Here is a 13,545-nt window from a genome sequence, read left to right on the forward strand (position 1 = left end):
AGCCGGACGGCCGCGGCGCTGCGCGCGGCGGCCGGCGGTGCGCTGGCAACGGGCGGCGGCGCGCGCTGATCCACGCGCCGATCTGAATCAACCACGGAGCAACGTCGTTCATGTCATTCCCACTCGAGCCGGACGGATCCCTGTCGCGTGACGTCGCGCCGCCGCAATTCGGTGTCGACGGCGAACAGGCCGAACGCGACTGGCCGCTGATGACGCACGACGAGGTGGCGGCGGTGCTCGCGCGCATCGACGGCGCCGGCGAGCCGGCACGGCTGACGTGGCACAGCCCGCGGCAGTTCGCGGCGGCCGTGCTGGTGCAGATGACGGACGGGCGCGGGCTGTTCGTCAAGCGTCATCACGTGAGCCTGCGAGATGTCGAAGGGCTCGAGGAGGAGCATCGCTTCATCGCGCATCTGCGCGAACGCGGGATGCCCGTGGTGGACATTCTTGCGGATCGCGATGGCGCGACCGCGTTTGCTGCCGGCGACTGGACCTACGAGGTGCACGTGCGGGCACCCGGCGTCGACCCGTATCGCGGCGTGATGTCGTGGCAGCCTTTCACGCATTCCTCGCACGCGTACGCGGCCGGCCGCGCGCTGGCCGAACTGCATCGCGCGTCGGCCGGCTACGATGCGCCGGCGCGGCCCGTGCGGACCCTGCTGTCGAGCTTTCGCGTGCTGTCGTCCACCGATCTGGCAGGCGCGCTCGAACGCTGGGTCGATGCGCAGCCGCTGCTCGTGCGGGCGCTCGGCGCGCGCGACTGGCGCGGTGATGTGGCCGATGCGATCGGCCCGTTTCACGCGCGTCTCGTGCCGCTCCTGCCCGCGCTGCCGCCGCTGTGGACGCACGGGGACTGGCACGCGTCGAACCTGCTGTGGACCGAAGCGGGGCCCGGCGCGCAGGTGCGGACCGTGCTCGATTTCGGGCTGTCGGATCGCACCTGCGCGGTGATGGACCTCGCGCTCGCGATCGAGCGCAATACGGTCGACTGGATGGCGCCGGCCGATGCGCGCCGCGTCGAGTACGCGCAGATCGACGCGCTGCTCGACGGGTATGAATCGCTCGAACCGTTGAGCGACGAAGCCTATGCGGCGCTGGTCGCGCTGCTGCCGATCGTGCATACGGAGTTTGCGCTGTCGGAAGTGGCGTATTTCGGCTGCATCATCGACGCACCGGCAATCGTCGACATCGCGTACGACGGCTATCTGATCGGTCACGCACGCTGGTTCGGCGAGCGCGACGGGCGGCAACTGCTCGACTGGCTCGTGCAGCGCCGGCGCGCGAAGCAAGGGACTGCCTGATTCGCGTGCCAGGGGTTTCGGCGCACACACGCCGATTCCCGGATCCTCCGCAGTTTTCCTCGCGGCCATCGCGCTGCACATTCACCCAATCCTCCTGATCGCCCATAAAGGATGCCGTTCCCGCAGGGCGCCGCACGCGTGCGCGCGGCTGCGCCCAAGATGACGGAAATATCATCTTCGCCTCATGTTCGCACTGCGGCCGGACCGTAGCATCGGTCGCGAACCGTTACCGCAGAACCGAACATGCTCAAGCTCAACCTCGCCGTGGCCGTCGTCTTCGCGATGGCTGCGACGGCTCATGCGCAGCCGTCGCTGTCGCCGGGGCCGGCCCCGGCTGCCGCCGGCAGCGCCGCGCCGATCGGCGCACCGCCACCCGACGCGCTCCCTTCCACCTCATTGACGCTTGCCGATGCGCTGTCGGTCGCGGCCCGGAACAATCCGGCGCTGCGCGGCGCGCGCGCGGACGTCGATGCGTCGGTTGGCACGCTGATGCAGGCCGGAGCGCGTCCCAATCCCGAAGTGTCGTTCCTGCAGGAAGGGTTTCGTCGTGCCGAACGCACGTCGACCGCGCTGATCAACCAGACGATCGAGCTCGGCGGCAAGCGCAGCGCGCGGCTCGACGTCGCGTCGTACGGCAGGGAAGCGGCCAATGCATCGCTCGACGAGCAGGGCGCCACCGTGCGCGCCGACGTGATTGCCGCGTTCTACGGGCTGCTCGCCGCGCAGCGCCAGCTTCAGGTGACCGAGGAATCGGCCGCGATCGCCGCACGCTCCGCGGATCTCGCGAGCCGCCGTGCCCAGGCCGGCAAGGTGTCGCCGGTCGAGGCGACCAAGGCGCATGTGGCGGCGGCCGGCGTGCAGATCGAAGTCGTGAACGCGCGCGGTCGTGTCGAGGTCGCGCGCGAAAAGCTGAACGCGGTGATGGGCGAAGCACGCGACGGCCGGCTTGGCGTGCAGGGCGACCTCGAAGCCGTGCCGCCGGTCGAGCCGCTGTCCGCGCTGACCGCGCAGCTCGACGATGCGCCGCTCGCGCGGATCGCGCGCGCCGAGATGCTGCGCTCGAACGCGGCCGTGTCGCTCGAACGCGCGCGGCGCATGCCGGACGTGACGATCAGTGCGGGCGTGAAACGCGTGACCACGGGCGGCGTGCCGGACAACCAGGCTGTGGTCGGCGTGTCGATCCCGATCCCGCTGTTCAACACGAACAAGGGCGCGCTGCTCGAGGCGACGCACAAGGCCGAGCGCGCGAATGCCGATCTCGATCGCGAACGCACGCGCCTGCGGCTGGACCTCACGCAGGCGTACGCGAATTTCGAAGCCGCTGCGCAGGAAGCGCAGCGGTTGAAGGCCGACATCCTGCCGGCCGCGCGCCTCGCGCTCGATGCGATGTCGCGCGGCTACGAACTCGGGAAGTTCAGCTTCCTCGACGTGCTCGACGCGCAGCGCACGCTGTTCCAGGGCCAGTCGCAATACGTGCGCGCCCTCGCCGATGCCCATACGGCCCGCGCCGACATCGGCCGGCTCGTCGGTAGGCCGCTCGCATCGGTCGCGCAATAGCGCAACAGACGCCTCTTTTACCTGAAGGATCACTATGTCACGCAACAGAATCCTGATCGTCGCGGCGGTCGTGCTCGGCAGTGCCGGGATCGTCCTCGGCGCACTCGGCGTCACGCGCAACAGCGGGGGCAACGGCGCGTCCGCGTCGGCGGCCGCCGAAGCCGCTTCGTCCGTCGAAGCCGCCGGCGAGCGCGGCGGTGTCGTGCTCAAGCGCGGCAAGCTGTCCGTCGAAATCGTGATGACGGAAAAGCCCGGCGATGCGCGCCTCATCGTCTATCCGTTCGTCGACGGCAAGCCGGCCGACAAGGGCGTGACCGTGTCCGGCACGCTGGTTCGCTACGACCGCTCGCATGAACCCTTGCGATTCGACGCGGCCGGCCAGAAGTTCGTGTCCGCGCAGTCGATTGCGAAGCCGCACGTGTTCGATGCGACGATCGACGTGAAGGCGGGCAATGAAGCCGCATCGTTCCCGTTCGCCCGCGCCGACGGCGCAATCGCGTTGACCGACGCGCAGCTCGCGACCTCGAAGATCGCGCTGGCGAAGGCCGGGCCCGCGCAGATCGCGACGCCGTTCCAGTTGCCGGGCGAAATCAAGTTCAACGAGGACCGCACTGCACACGTGGTGCCGCGCGTGGCCGGCATCGTCGAGCAGGTGTCGGTGTCGCTCGGGCAGAACGTCGCGAAGGGGCAGGTGCTGGCCGTGATCGCGAGCACCGATCTCGCCGATCGGCGCAGCGAGCTGCTGACGGCCGAGCGCCGGCTCTCTGGCGCACGGGCGACCTACGAGCGCGAACGCACGCTGTGGCAGGAGCGCATTTCGGCCGAGCAGGACTACCAGCAGGCGCAGGTGCAGTTGCGTGAAGCCGAGATCGCCGTGCAGAACGCGCGGCAGAAGCTCGCCGCGCTGAATGCACCGGCCGGCGCGGGTGCGTTGAACCGCTACGAACTGCGTGCGCCGTTCGCGGGCACGATCGTCGAGAAGCATGCGACGCCGGGCGAAGCGGTCGCCGCGGATGCCAGCATGTTCGTGATCTCCGATCTGTCGACGGTATGGGCCGAGATGGCCGTGCCGGCGCAGCGGCTCAACGACGTGCGGGTCGGCCGCGACGCGACGGTCATTGCGACCGCGTTCGAATCGCGTTCGAGCGGCCCGATCGCGTATGTGGGTTCGCTGCTCGGCGAACAGACGCGCACCGCGCCGGCGCGCGTCGTGCTGCCGAACCCGGACGGCGTGTGGCGGCCCGGGATGTTCGTGAACGTGTCGGTCGACGCGGGCAAGCAGGGCGTGCCGCTCGCGGTTGCGAGCGACGCGCTGCAGGACGTCGACGGCGCACCTTCCGTCTTCGTGCGCTCGCCGAAGGGCTTCGTCGCCCAGGCCGTCGAGACGGGGCGGCGCGACGAACGGGCGACCGAAGTGCTGAAGGGGCTCAAGCCGGGCCAGGAATACGCGGCGGCGAACAGCTTCGTGCTGAAGGCCGAACTCGGCAAGGGGAGCGCGGAACATGAATAAGCGTGACGTGTGCGTCGTCGCACGATTTGCGGCCCGATATGCGGCCCGCTCTCCGGCTCGTTTTCCGGCCCGCCGGGTGACCGGCCGGGCGGCCCGTCCGTCGAAAGTGACCGTGCCCCGTTTCAAGGAATCCCGTCATGTTTGAGCGCCTGATCCGCTTTGCGATTGCGCACCGCTGGCTCGTGATGCTGGCGATCGCGGCCGTGGCCGCGCTGGGCGTGTTCAGCTACCAGAAGCTGCCGATCGACGCGGTGCCCGACATCACCAACGTGCAGGTCCAGATCAACACGGCCGCGCCCGGCTATTCGCCGCTCGAGGCCGAGCAGCGCATCACCTATCCGGTCGAGACCGTGATGGCCGGCCTGCCGGGCCTCGAGCAGACGCGCTCGATCTCGCGCTACGGGCTGTCGCAGGTCACCGTGATCTTCAAGGACGGCACCGACATCTACTTCGCGCGACAGCTCGTCAACGAGCGCATCCAGGAAGCGAAGGACAAGCTGCCCACCGGCATCGCGCCCGCGATGGGGCCGACGTCGACGGGCCTCGGCGAAATCTACCTGTGGACCGTCGAAGCCGACGCGGCCGCGCGCAAGCCCGACGGCACGCGCTATACCGCGGCCGACCTGCGCGAGCTGCAGGACTGGGTCGTCAGGCCGCAGCTCAGGAACGTGCGCGGCGTGACCGAGGTGAACTCGATCGGCGGCTACGTGAAGGAATACCGCGTTGCGCCGAACCCGGCAAAGCTGATGTCGTACGGGCTGACGCTCGCCGATGTCGTGCGTGCGCTGGAACGCAACAACGACAACGTCGGCGCCGGCTACATCGAGAAGCGCGGCGAGCAGTATCTCGTGCGCGTACCGGGCCAGGCGCGCACCGTCGACGACATTGCCAACATCGTGCTGACCAACGTCGGCGGCGTGCCGGTGCGAATGAAGGAGGTCGGGCTGGTCGACATCGGCCGCGAGCTGCGCACCGGCGCGGCGACGTCGGACGGCGAGGAGGTCGTGCTCGGCACGGTCTTCATGCTGATGGGCGAGAACAGCCGCACGGTCGCGAAGGCCGTCGCCGCGAAGATGGCGGACGTGAACCGCACGCTGCCGCCCGGCGTGAAGGCGATTCCCGTCTACGACCGCACCGTGCTCGTCGAGAAGGCCGTCGCGACGGTGAAGAAGAACCTGCTCGAAGGCGCGATTCTCGTGATCGCCGTGCTGTTCCTGTTCCTCGGCAACATGCGCGCGGCGCTGATCACCGCGCTCGTGATTCCGCTGTCGATGCTGATGACCTTCACGGGCATGGTGAACGCGAAGGTGAGCGCGAACCTGATGAGCCTCGGCGCGCTCGACTTCGGGATCATCGTCGACGGCGCGGTCGTGATCGTCGAGAACTGCGTGAGGCGGCTCGCGCATGCGCAGGCCGCGGCCGGTCGGCCGCTCACGCGCGACGAGCGTTTCGCGGAGGTGTTCGGCGCATCGCAGGAGGCGCGCCGCGCGTTGATCTTCGGGCAACTGATCATCATGGTCGTGTACCTGCCGATCTTTGCGCTGACCGGCGTCGAAGGCAAGATGTTCCATCCGATGGCCATTACCGTCGTGATGGCGCTTGCGGCCGCGATGGTGCTGACCGTCACGTTCATCCCTGCGGCCGTCGCGCTGTTCATCGGCGAGCGCGTCGAGGAGAAGGAGAACCGTCTGATGGGCTGGGCGCGGCGCGCGTACGAACCGGCGCTTGCCGCGTTCATGACGCGCCCGGCGCGCGTGATGATCGGCGCGGGCGCGATCGTGCTGGCCACGCTCGGGCTTGCCACGCGGCTCGGCAGCGAGTTCATTCCGAGCCTCAACGAGGGCGACCTCGCGGTTGCCGCGTTGCGGATTCCCGGCACGAGCCTGTCGCAATCGGTCGAGATGCAGAAGTCGATCGAGAAGACGCTGAAGGCGCGCTTCCCCGAGATCGAGCGCGTGTTCGCGCGCACCGGCACGGCCGAGATCGCGGCCGACCCGATGCCGCCGAACCTGTCGGACGGCTACATCATGCTGAAGCCTGCCGACAAGTGGCCCGACCCGAAGAAGCCGCGCGACCAGCTCGTGCGCGAGATCGAGGAAGCGCTCGCCGAGCTGCCGGGCAACGCCTACGAGTTCTCGCAGCCGATCCAGCTGCGCTTCAACGAACTGATCTCGGGCGTGCGCAGCGACGTCGCGGTGAAGATCTTCGGTGACGACATGGCCGTGCTGAACCAGACCGGCGAGCAGATCGCGGCCGCGCTGCAGAAGGTGCCGGGCGCGTCCGAAGTGAAGGTCGAGCAAACCACCGGCCTGCCGGTGCTGACCGTCAACCTCGACCGCGACAAGCTCGCGCGCTATGGCGTGAGCGTCGCCGACCTGCAGGACTCGGTGGCCGCGGCCGTCGGCGGGCAGAAAGCCGGCACGCTGTTCCAGGGCGACCGCCGCTTCGACATCGTCGTGCGGCTGCCCGACGAGCTGCGTTCGGACATCGAAGCGATCAAGCGGCTGCCGATCGCGCTGCCCGCGCCGGCCGCCGGTGCCAGCGCACCGCTCGCGGCGGCGCCGTACGTGCCGCTCGCGGAACTGGCGACGATCGACGTCGCGCCGGGCCCGAACCAGATCAGCCGCGAGGACGGCAAGCGGCGGGTGGTCGTCAGCGCGAACGTGCGCGGCCGCGACGTCGGCTCGTTCGTCGCCGATGCGCGCGAGCAGCTGCAGCAGGACGTGCGCGTGCCGGCCGGCTACTGGGTGTCGTGGGGCGGGCAGTTCGAGCAGTTGCAGAGCGCGAGCGAGCGCCTGAAGCTCGTCGTGCCGCTCGCGCTGTTCATGGTGTTCGTGCTGCTGTTCGTGATGTTCAACAACGTGAAGGACGGGCTGCTCGTGTTCACCGGCATTCCGTTCGCGCTGAGCGGCGGCGTCGTGTCGCTGTGGCTGCGCGGGATTCCGCTGTCGATCACGGCGGCGATCGGCTTCATCGCGCTGTCGGGCGTGGCCGTGCTCAACGGCCTCGTGATGATCTCGTTCATCCGCAACCTGCGCGACGAAGGGATGCCGCTCGAGGCCGCCGTGCGCGAAGGCGCGCTCACGCGGCTGCGGCCGGTGCTGATGACTGCGCTCGTCGCATCGCTCGGCTTCCTGCCGATGGCGTTCGCGACCGGCACCGGCGCCGAGGTGCAGCGCCCGCTTGCGACGGTCGTGATCGGCGGTATCCTGTCGTCCACGGCGCTGACGCTGCTGGTGCTGCCCGTGCTGTACCGCGTCAGCCATGCGGTGTCGTGGCGCGCCGCGTTGCGCGGCGGCTTCGGCTCGGGCGTGCTGCGCCGGCTGGGTTTCTTCAAGGGTAATGCGTGATGCGAATTCTGATTGTCGAAGATGAACCGAAGACGGGTGCGTACCTGCGCAAGGGTCTCACCGAGGCCGGCTATGTCGTCGACTGGGTCGAGGACGGCATCACGGGCCAGCACCAGGCCGAGACCGAGGAGTACGACCTGCTCGTGCTCGACGTGATGCTGCCCGGGCAGGACGGCTGGACGCTGCTGCAGAACCTGCGGCGCAGCAAGTCGACGCCCGTGCTGTTCCTGACCGCGCGCGACGATGTCGGCGATCGCGTGAAGGGGCTCGAGCTCGGCGCCGACGATTATCTCGCGAAGCCGTTCGACTTCGTCGAGCTGACCGCGCGCATCAAGTCGATCCTGCGGCGCGGCCAGCCGCGCGATTCGAACACGCTGCGCGTGGCCGACCTCGAACTCGACCTGACGCGCCGCAAGGCCACGCGGCAGGGCGACACGATCCTGCTGACCGCGAAGGAATTCGCGCTGCTGTGGCTGCTGATGCGCCGCGAGGGCGAGATCCTGCCGCGCGCGACGATCGCATCGCAAGTCTGGGACATGAATTTCAACAGCGACACGAACGTCGTCGATTCGGCGATCCGGCGCCTGCGCTCGAAGATCGACGACGCGTACGACCCGAAGCTGATCCACACCGTGCGCGGGATGGGCTACGTGCTCGAGGCGCGCGGCGGCGCGGCGGCATGATCGCGCGCCTGCTGCCGCGCACGCTGCGCGGACGCCTGACCGCGCTGATCATCCTGTCGACGTCGGTGATCCTCGCGTCGAGCGGTGTTGCACTCTATGAAGCGCTGAGCAATCGCGTCGAGACGACGGCGGCCGAGCAGATGGCCGGCATTTCCGCCGCATTGGGCGAGCATCTGACCGAAGCGCGCTCGACGGCCGACGTCGCGCGCAACGCCGACGTCTGGATCGACCAGTTGCACGGCCATCCGAACATGGATCTTGCAATCTTCGATGCCACGGGTACGCGCCTGGTCGGCACGCCCGGCTTCCGCTCGTATGCGCCGCTGATGTCGCTGGATGCAGGGCGCGTACCGGTCGGCGTCGCGCCGCCCGGCGCGCGGCACCAGTATCTGGTGACGAATGTGCCGCTGGCCGGCTCGGGCGCAGGCGCGCCGGCGGTGCGCGTCGCGGTGCAGTACGACCGCAGCGCCGACGTGCTGCTGCTGCGCACGCACGCCTATACGATCGTCGTGATCGAGGTGTTCGGCGTGGTGCTGGCGGCCGCGATCGCATACGGCATTGCGGCGCTCGGGCTGAGCCCGCTGCGGCGGTTCGCGGCGCGCGCCGAGCAGATGTCGACGAGCCGGCTCGCTCATTCGTTGCCGGAACTCGATACGGCTGGCGAGCTGAAAGAGCTCGAGCATGCGTTCAACGGGATGCTCGGGCGGCTGAACGATTCGTTCACGCGGCTGAGCCAGTTCTCGTCGAATCTCGCGCACGACATGCGCACGCCGCTCACGAACCTGCAGGCGGCCGCGCAGGTCGTGCTGTCGCAGCCGCGCAGCGCGGAGGAATACCGGGGCGTGATCGAGTCGAGCATCGACGAATACCAGCGGCTGTCGCGGATGATCGAGGACATGCTGTTTCTGGCGCGCTCGGAACAGGCCGGCACGTCGATCGACGTGCGGCGGCTGGATGCGGCGGAGGAGGCCGGGCGGGTCGCCGGCTACTACGAGCCGCTTGCGGAAGATGCAGGCGTGACGGTGAAAGTCGACGGCCACGCGTGGGTCGATGCGGATCTGACGCTGTACCAGCGCGCGCTGAGCAACCTGCTGTCCAATGCGCTGGCCTATGCGCCGCGCGACAGCGTCGTGACGATCGACTGCGTGGAGCAGGGCGGCGCGACGACGATTGCCGTGTCGGATACCGGGCCCGGCATTGCCGCGGAGCATGTCGGGCGGATCTTCGAGCGCTTCTATCGCGTCGATCCGTCGCGGCACGATTCGGCGTCCGGGACGGGGCTCGGCCTCGCGATCGTCCGGTCGATCATGGACAACCACGACGGCGAATGCGGTGTCGACAGCGACCCCGGCCGCCGCACGACGTTCTGGCTGCGCTTTCCGCGCCAGCCGGCCGAGCTGAAACGCCCGGCGGCCATCAGCACCTGACACCGCGGGCGGGCATGCCCGCGCGTTCGCCGCGCGTTCGCCATGAGGCGGCCGCGCGCGGCGCACGGCCCGCGGTCGTGTGGCCGGGCGTCATTACCGCGCGGTCAGGGTGTCGTGATTGTCGGTCTGCGGCTTTTTCTCGCCGCCATGCACCGAAATCCCGTGAAGCTCCCGGTTGCGTGCGACGAGCTCGCCGCTCGGCGGGTATTGCGTCTTGCTCGTTGGCACGATGCCGTCGTGCTGCGCCTGCTTCAGTTCATTGACGACCTGCGTGCGGGTCTTGCCTTGCGTTTGCGTCTGCGCGAACGCGGCCTGCGTGGCCATGCCGAGCGACAGCGTGGCGGTGACGAACAGTGCTGCGAGTTGTGCCGTTTTCATTGAGTGCTCTCCTTGATCAGGGCCGCCGGGTGGCGAACCCTGTGCCCAGTATGCGAAAGCAGCCGTGCGTGATCGTGATCGCGAGATGAAAAATGCGTCAGATTGCGTCACGCGGAGATGCGCCGTTCGGACGCGACCGACATGACGCAATCGTCATCTTCGGGTCATGCGCGCGATGAGCGGCAAGCGGAACATGAAGTCTGCCGACGGCCGACGTGGCCTGCGGCATTCACGCCGTTCGCAACAGCAGCATGGAAAGCGGGCGGCCCTGTCCTGCCTTTCACACCGGATCGAACAGTGCATCGTCCCGCCATTCGCCTAGCCTTGATCGCAGTCCTGATCGTCCCATTGTTCGCGGGCTGCGCATCGACACGTTCCGATGCCGCTTCGACTGCGCCCGGCGCCGTGCGCAAGGCGGTGCCGGCCGACCTCATGCCCGGCGAGCAGATCGACTATGCCGGGCATCGCTGCGGCAATCCGAACCTGTATGTAAAAACGCATACGTGCCTGTTTCCGCAGCGCAATTCAGCGCGCTGATCGTCGGGAACGCGACCAAAAAAAATGGCCCGGCACTCGACGTGTCCGGGCCTAACGCGTGACGTGCCGTGCGGCAGCGACCCGCTTGCGTGGTCTGGAACGGGCACTGCCCGTCACGTTTCCGATCGTAGCGATACGACGCTTCGCGAACCTGATCGGAACATGAAATTTTCGTCACGTGGCGCGCGGATGGCCGCCGCGATCAGAACCGGTGGCGCAACCCGAGATTGACGATGCCTTGCGTGCGCGTGCCGCCGTAGCCATAGGAGCCGATCGATGCCTGCGCCGTTTGCGTGCCACCGTCGAGCGTGCGCTGTTCGCCGTTCGCGCGTTGCCATGCGCCGACCGCGTAAAGATCGGTGCGCTTCGACAGCACGTAATCGGCGCCGGCGGACACCTGATGGTAGGTCGCGCTCGTATCGCCGCGGGCGCGCGTGTAGCTGTAGCCGACGCCGACGAGCAGGCTGGGTGTCGCCTGGTAGTTGAAGAAGCCGCGCGCGGTGTCGTATTTCTGCGTGCTGCGAAACGCGGACATCGCATCGGCCTTGTACAGCGCATTGCTGTAATCGATGCCGACCGCGAACGGCGAGAAGTTGTAGCGCAACGCACCGCGCGCGATGCCGATCGATTTCGCCGAGATATAGCCGCCGTTGACCAACGACCCGTCGAATGTGCCGTCGGAGGTACCGTTCCAGCCGGTTCGGATGCCGTTGGCGAGCGATGCACGATTGGCTGCGTAGTAGTAGCCGCCGGCCACGTCGACCGGGCCGTTGCTGTACGACAGGCCGGCCGACCAGGTCTGCCCGGCGCCGCTCTTGCCGGCCACGCCGCCGAGCGCGACCATGCCGATGAACTGGAGTCCGTTGATCATGGGCGACGTGTATTTCACCGCGTTGTCGGTGCGCGACGACGTGTCGTAGTTGTCGACGTCGCCGGGTGTCGCGTAGACGCTGCCGAAGTAGAAGTCGCCGGTGACCGGCCACGCGACATCCGCGAGCGCGTCGTACTGGCGGCCGAGCGTCAGCGTGCCCCAGCGCGCGCTTTCGAGGCCGACGAATGCCTGCCGGCCGAACATCCGGTTGCCTTGCCCGAGCGCGCCGGTGTTCGGATTGAAGCCGTTTTCCAGCGTGAAGATCGCCTTCAGCCCGCCGCCCAGATCTTCCGAGCCCTTCACGCCGAAGCGGTTGCCGAGCAGATTGCCGTTGCCGAGGCCGACGAGATTCCTGCCGTCCGCGTTGGCGTTCCAGACGTAAGTCAGCGACGTATCGAACAGGCCGTATAGCGTCACTTCCGACGCGTGTGCCGCGTGAACGGTCGCGAGCAGCGCACCCGACATCATGGCGAGCCGAACTGGAGTTTTCATGGTTTTCCCCTGAGATTCAAGATGATCGTTTCGTGCACGGGTCGATTTCGCGCCGCGCGTTGTGCTGGCGAGCGCGGAATATCGCAATCGCGCTGCCGATTCTGGAAAGCGTTCGGATCGTGACGGTGAGGGACAAATGAGAAAAATGTCATCGACGCGTCATGGACGCGGAAGCTCAAGAAAAAGGTTAGTTCGCAGTGCGATGCAGGGGATGTCGCAGCGGTGACGAAACCGTCATGTTGCGATCACGGTTCCGCACCGCCGCCGGATCAAAGTAAAGGCGCCTGTCACGGATTTCCAGCAAGGAGCGAACAACATGAACCTTCCGCGACCGATGATCGTCATCGTCGTTGCCGCATTGTCGATTGCGGCCTTCTCGCAGGCAGCGGCCGCGCAGCAGAAGACCCGGCAGGAAGTCCGCCAGGAGCTGGTGCGCGCGCGCCACGACGGCGTGATCCCGAGCCCGAAGCACGACTACCCGGCGAGCCCGGCTACCGTCGCGCGCAACCAGGAGATCCATCGTGCGACGGTGCATCGCGGCGAGACGGCGCCGCTGGTCGATGCGCACGACAACCGCTTTGCGGTTCGTTGAACGTTCATTCGCGGCCGACCGGCGCGGTGCTTGCCGGCCGCATCCCTTATGAAGAGGAGCGTGCCATGCGCAATTTCGCGAAAGGAATCGTGCTCGCGGCGAGCTTGATGTCGACGGCCGCGACGGCCGCGATGGCGGCCGGCTGGCCGGAACGCGCGCTGTCGCATGCATCGGCGCATGATGTCGGCCGGCGCGCGAACGAGCGGATGCGCTGCGAGTTCGCGGCCGTGCCGGCCGGCGAATGGAGCGCGACGTTCACGCGAGGGCAATGCGAGGTCGACGACGGCCGGCTGACGTTCGTGCCGGCCGATGCTGGCGGCAACGCGAACGTCGCGGAGAAGCGGATCCTGCTCGGCGACATCCGTACCGCGTCGCATCAGTCACGCAAGCTGAAGGAGCAACTGCAACTGACGACACGCGACGAAGTGATCGCGCTGAACGTGCTGACCGACGACGGCAGCCGCAAGTCGCGCGAACATGCGATCGACCTGTGGGCCGCGCTGCGCAACGAAGGCGTGACGCCCGTCAACGGCACGCGCATCGTCGATACGTATCCGACGGGCGCGACGACGTGGTAGCCGGTGCGTGGCCACGCCCGGCTTATCCGGCCTTCACCGATCCTTCGATCAGAAAGAACACGATGCCGCCGGTGAAATGCTGGATGACGCTCGACGTTTTCGGGCCGGGTGCGCGCCAGGCGGCCGCGAGGGCGCTGAAACAGGCTGCCAGCACGGGCGGTAACGCGAGTAGCGCGAGCTTCGCGGTCGGTGTCATGAGGCCTCTCGGACGGTTGGCGTACCGTGGCGGGCTCGGCGTCTTGCTGCCCGGCTGCATGGTACGAATGGTT

12 protein-coding genes are annotated in these 13,545 nt (G+C 68.0%); 9 read left to right on the forward strand and 3 right to left on the reverse strand.

What is annotated here, in order from left to right; translation table 11 throughout:
• Positions 1 to 110 precede the first annotated feature (110 nt).
• The 6 genes from G3N64_RS14490 (at position 111) to G3N64_RS14515 (ending at position 9,828) form a co-directional block, all read left to right on the forward strand.
• A complete protein-coding gene (locus G3N64_RS14490; RefSeq protein ID WP_205784573.1) occupies positions 111 to 1,301 on the forward strand; it encodes a phosphotransferase in 1,191 nt (396 codons plus the stop codon).
• 243 nt (positions 1,302 to 1,544) lie between these two features.
• Positions 1,545 to 2,858, forward strand: a complete 1,314-nt coding sequence (locus G3N64_RS14495) for a TolC family protein (protein ID WP_205784574.1) — start codon at positions 1,545 to 1,547, stop codon at positions 2,856 to 2,858.
• A gap of 34 nt (positions 2,859 to 2,892) precedes the next feature.
• Positions 2,893 to 4,368 (forward strand): efflux RND transporter periplasmic adaptor subunit, encoded by a 1,476-nt coding sequence (locus tag G3N64_RS14500; protein ID WP_205784575.1) that lies wholly within the window; start codon positions 2,893 to 2,895, stop codon positions 4,366 to 4,368.
• A gap of 137 nt (positions 4,369 to 4,505) precedes the next feature.
• Positions 4,506 to 7,718, forward strand: a complete 3,213-nt coding sequence (locus G3N64_RS14505; RefSeq protein WP_205784576.1) for a CusA/CzcA family heavy metal efflux RND transporter — start codon at positions 4,506 to 4,508, stop codon at positions 7,716 to 7,718.
• Entirely contained in the window at positions 7,718 to 8,401 is a 684-nt protein-coding gene (gene irlR, locus G3N64_RS14510) for a heavy metal response regulator transcription factor IrlR (RefSeq protein ID WP_021157388.1), read from the forward strand. The genes G3N64_RS14505 and irlR overlap by 1 nt, the downstream gene beginning before the upstream one ends.
• Positions 8,398 to 9,828 (forward strand): heavy metal sensor histidine kinase, encoded by a 1,431-nt coding sequence (locus G3N64_RS14515; RefSeq protein ID WP_205784577.1) that lies wholly within the window; start codon positions 8,398 to 8,400, stop codon positions 9,826 to 9,828. Before irlR ends, G3N64_RS14515 begins: the two co-directional genes overlap by 4 nt.
• A 93-nt stretch (positions 9,829 to 9,921) precedes the next feature.
• Here the strand turns inward: G3N64_RS14515 and G3N64_RS14520 are convergent, their stop codons facing one another.
• Positions 9,922 to 10,206, reverse strand: a complete 285-nt coding sequence (locus G3N64_RS14520; protein WP_205784578.1) for a DUF4148 domain-containing protein — start codon at positions 10,204 to 10,206, stop codon at positions 9,922 to 9,924.
• 141 nt (positions 10,207 to 10,347) lie between these two features.
• Between G3N64_RS14520 and G3N64_RS39735 the strand changes: the two genes are divergently transcribed.
• Complete coding sequence (locus G3N64_RS39735) at positions 10,348 to 10,743, forward strand: hypothetical protein (protein WP_241020968.1); 396 nt, start codon at positions 10,348 to 10,350, stop codon at positions 10,741 to 10,743.
• Between the two features lie 202 nt (positions 10,744 to 10,945).
• Here G3N64_RS39735 and G3N64_RS14530 read toward each other — a convergent pair whose 3' ends face one another.
• On the reverse strand, positions 10,946 to 12,106 hold the full coding sequence (locus G3N64_RS14530; protein ID WP_205784579.1) for a porin: 1,161 nt from the start codon (positions 12,104 to 12,106) through the stop codon (positions 10,946 to 10,948).
• 316 nt (positions 12,107 to 12,422) lie between these two features.
• Here G3N64_RS14530 and G3N64_RS14535 point away from each other — a divergent pair, with 316 nt between their 5' ends.
• Positions 12,423 to 12,698 carry a DUF4148 domain-containing protein gene (locus G3N64_RS14535; protein WP_205784580.1) on the forward strand — a complete coding sequence of 92 codons (276 nt, stop codon included), beginning with the start codon at positions 12,423 to 12,425 and terminating at the stop codon, positions 12,696 to 12,698.
• Between the two features lie 65 nt (positions 12,699 to 12,763).
• The gene (locus G3N64_RS14540) at positions 12,764 to 13,276 is read left to right on the forward strand and encodes a hypothetical protein (protein ID WP_205784581.1); all 513 of its coding nucleotides are present in this window, start codon (positions 12,764 to 12,766) and stop codon (positions 13,274 to 13,276) included.
• Between the two features lie 22 nt (positions 13,277 to 13,298).
• Here the strand turns inward: G3N64_RS14540 and G3N64_RS14545 are convergent, their stop codons facing one another.
• A complete protein-coding gene (locus tag G3N64_RS14545; protein WP_205784619.1) occupies positions 13,299 to 13,472 on the reverse strand; it encodes a hypothetical protein in 174 nt (57 codons plus the stop codon).
• Positions 13,473 to 13,545: the final 73 nt, after the last annotated feature.

The sequence above is a fragment of the Burkholderia sp. Ac-20344 genome, from assembly GCF_017104975.1.
Classification (GTDB): domain Bacteria; phylum Pseudomonadota; class Gammaproteobacteria; order Burkholderiales; family Burkholderiaceae; genus Burkholderia.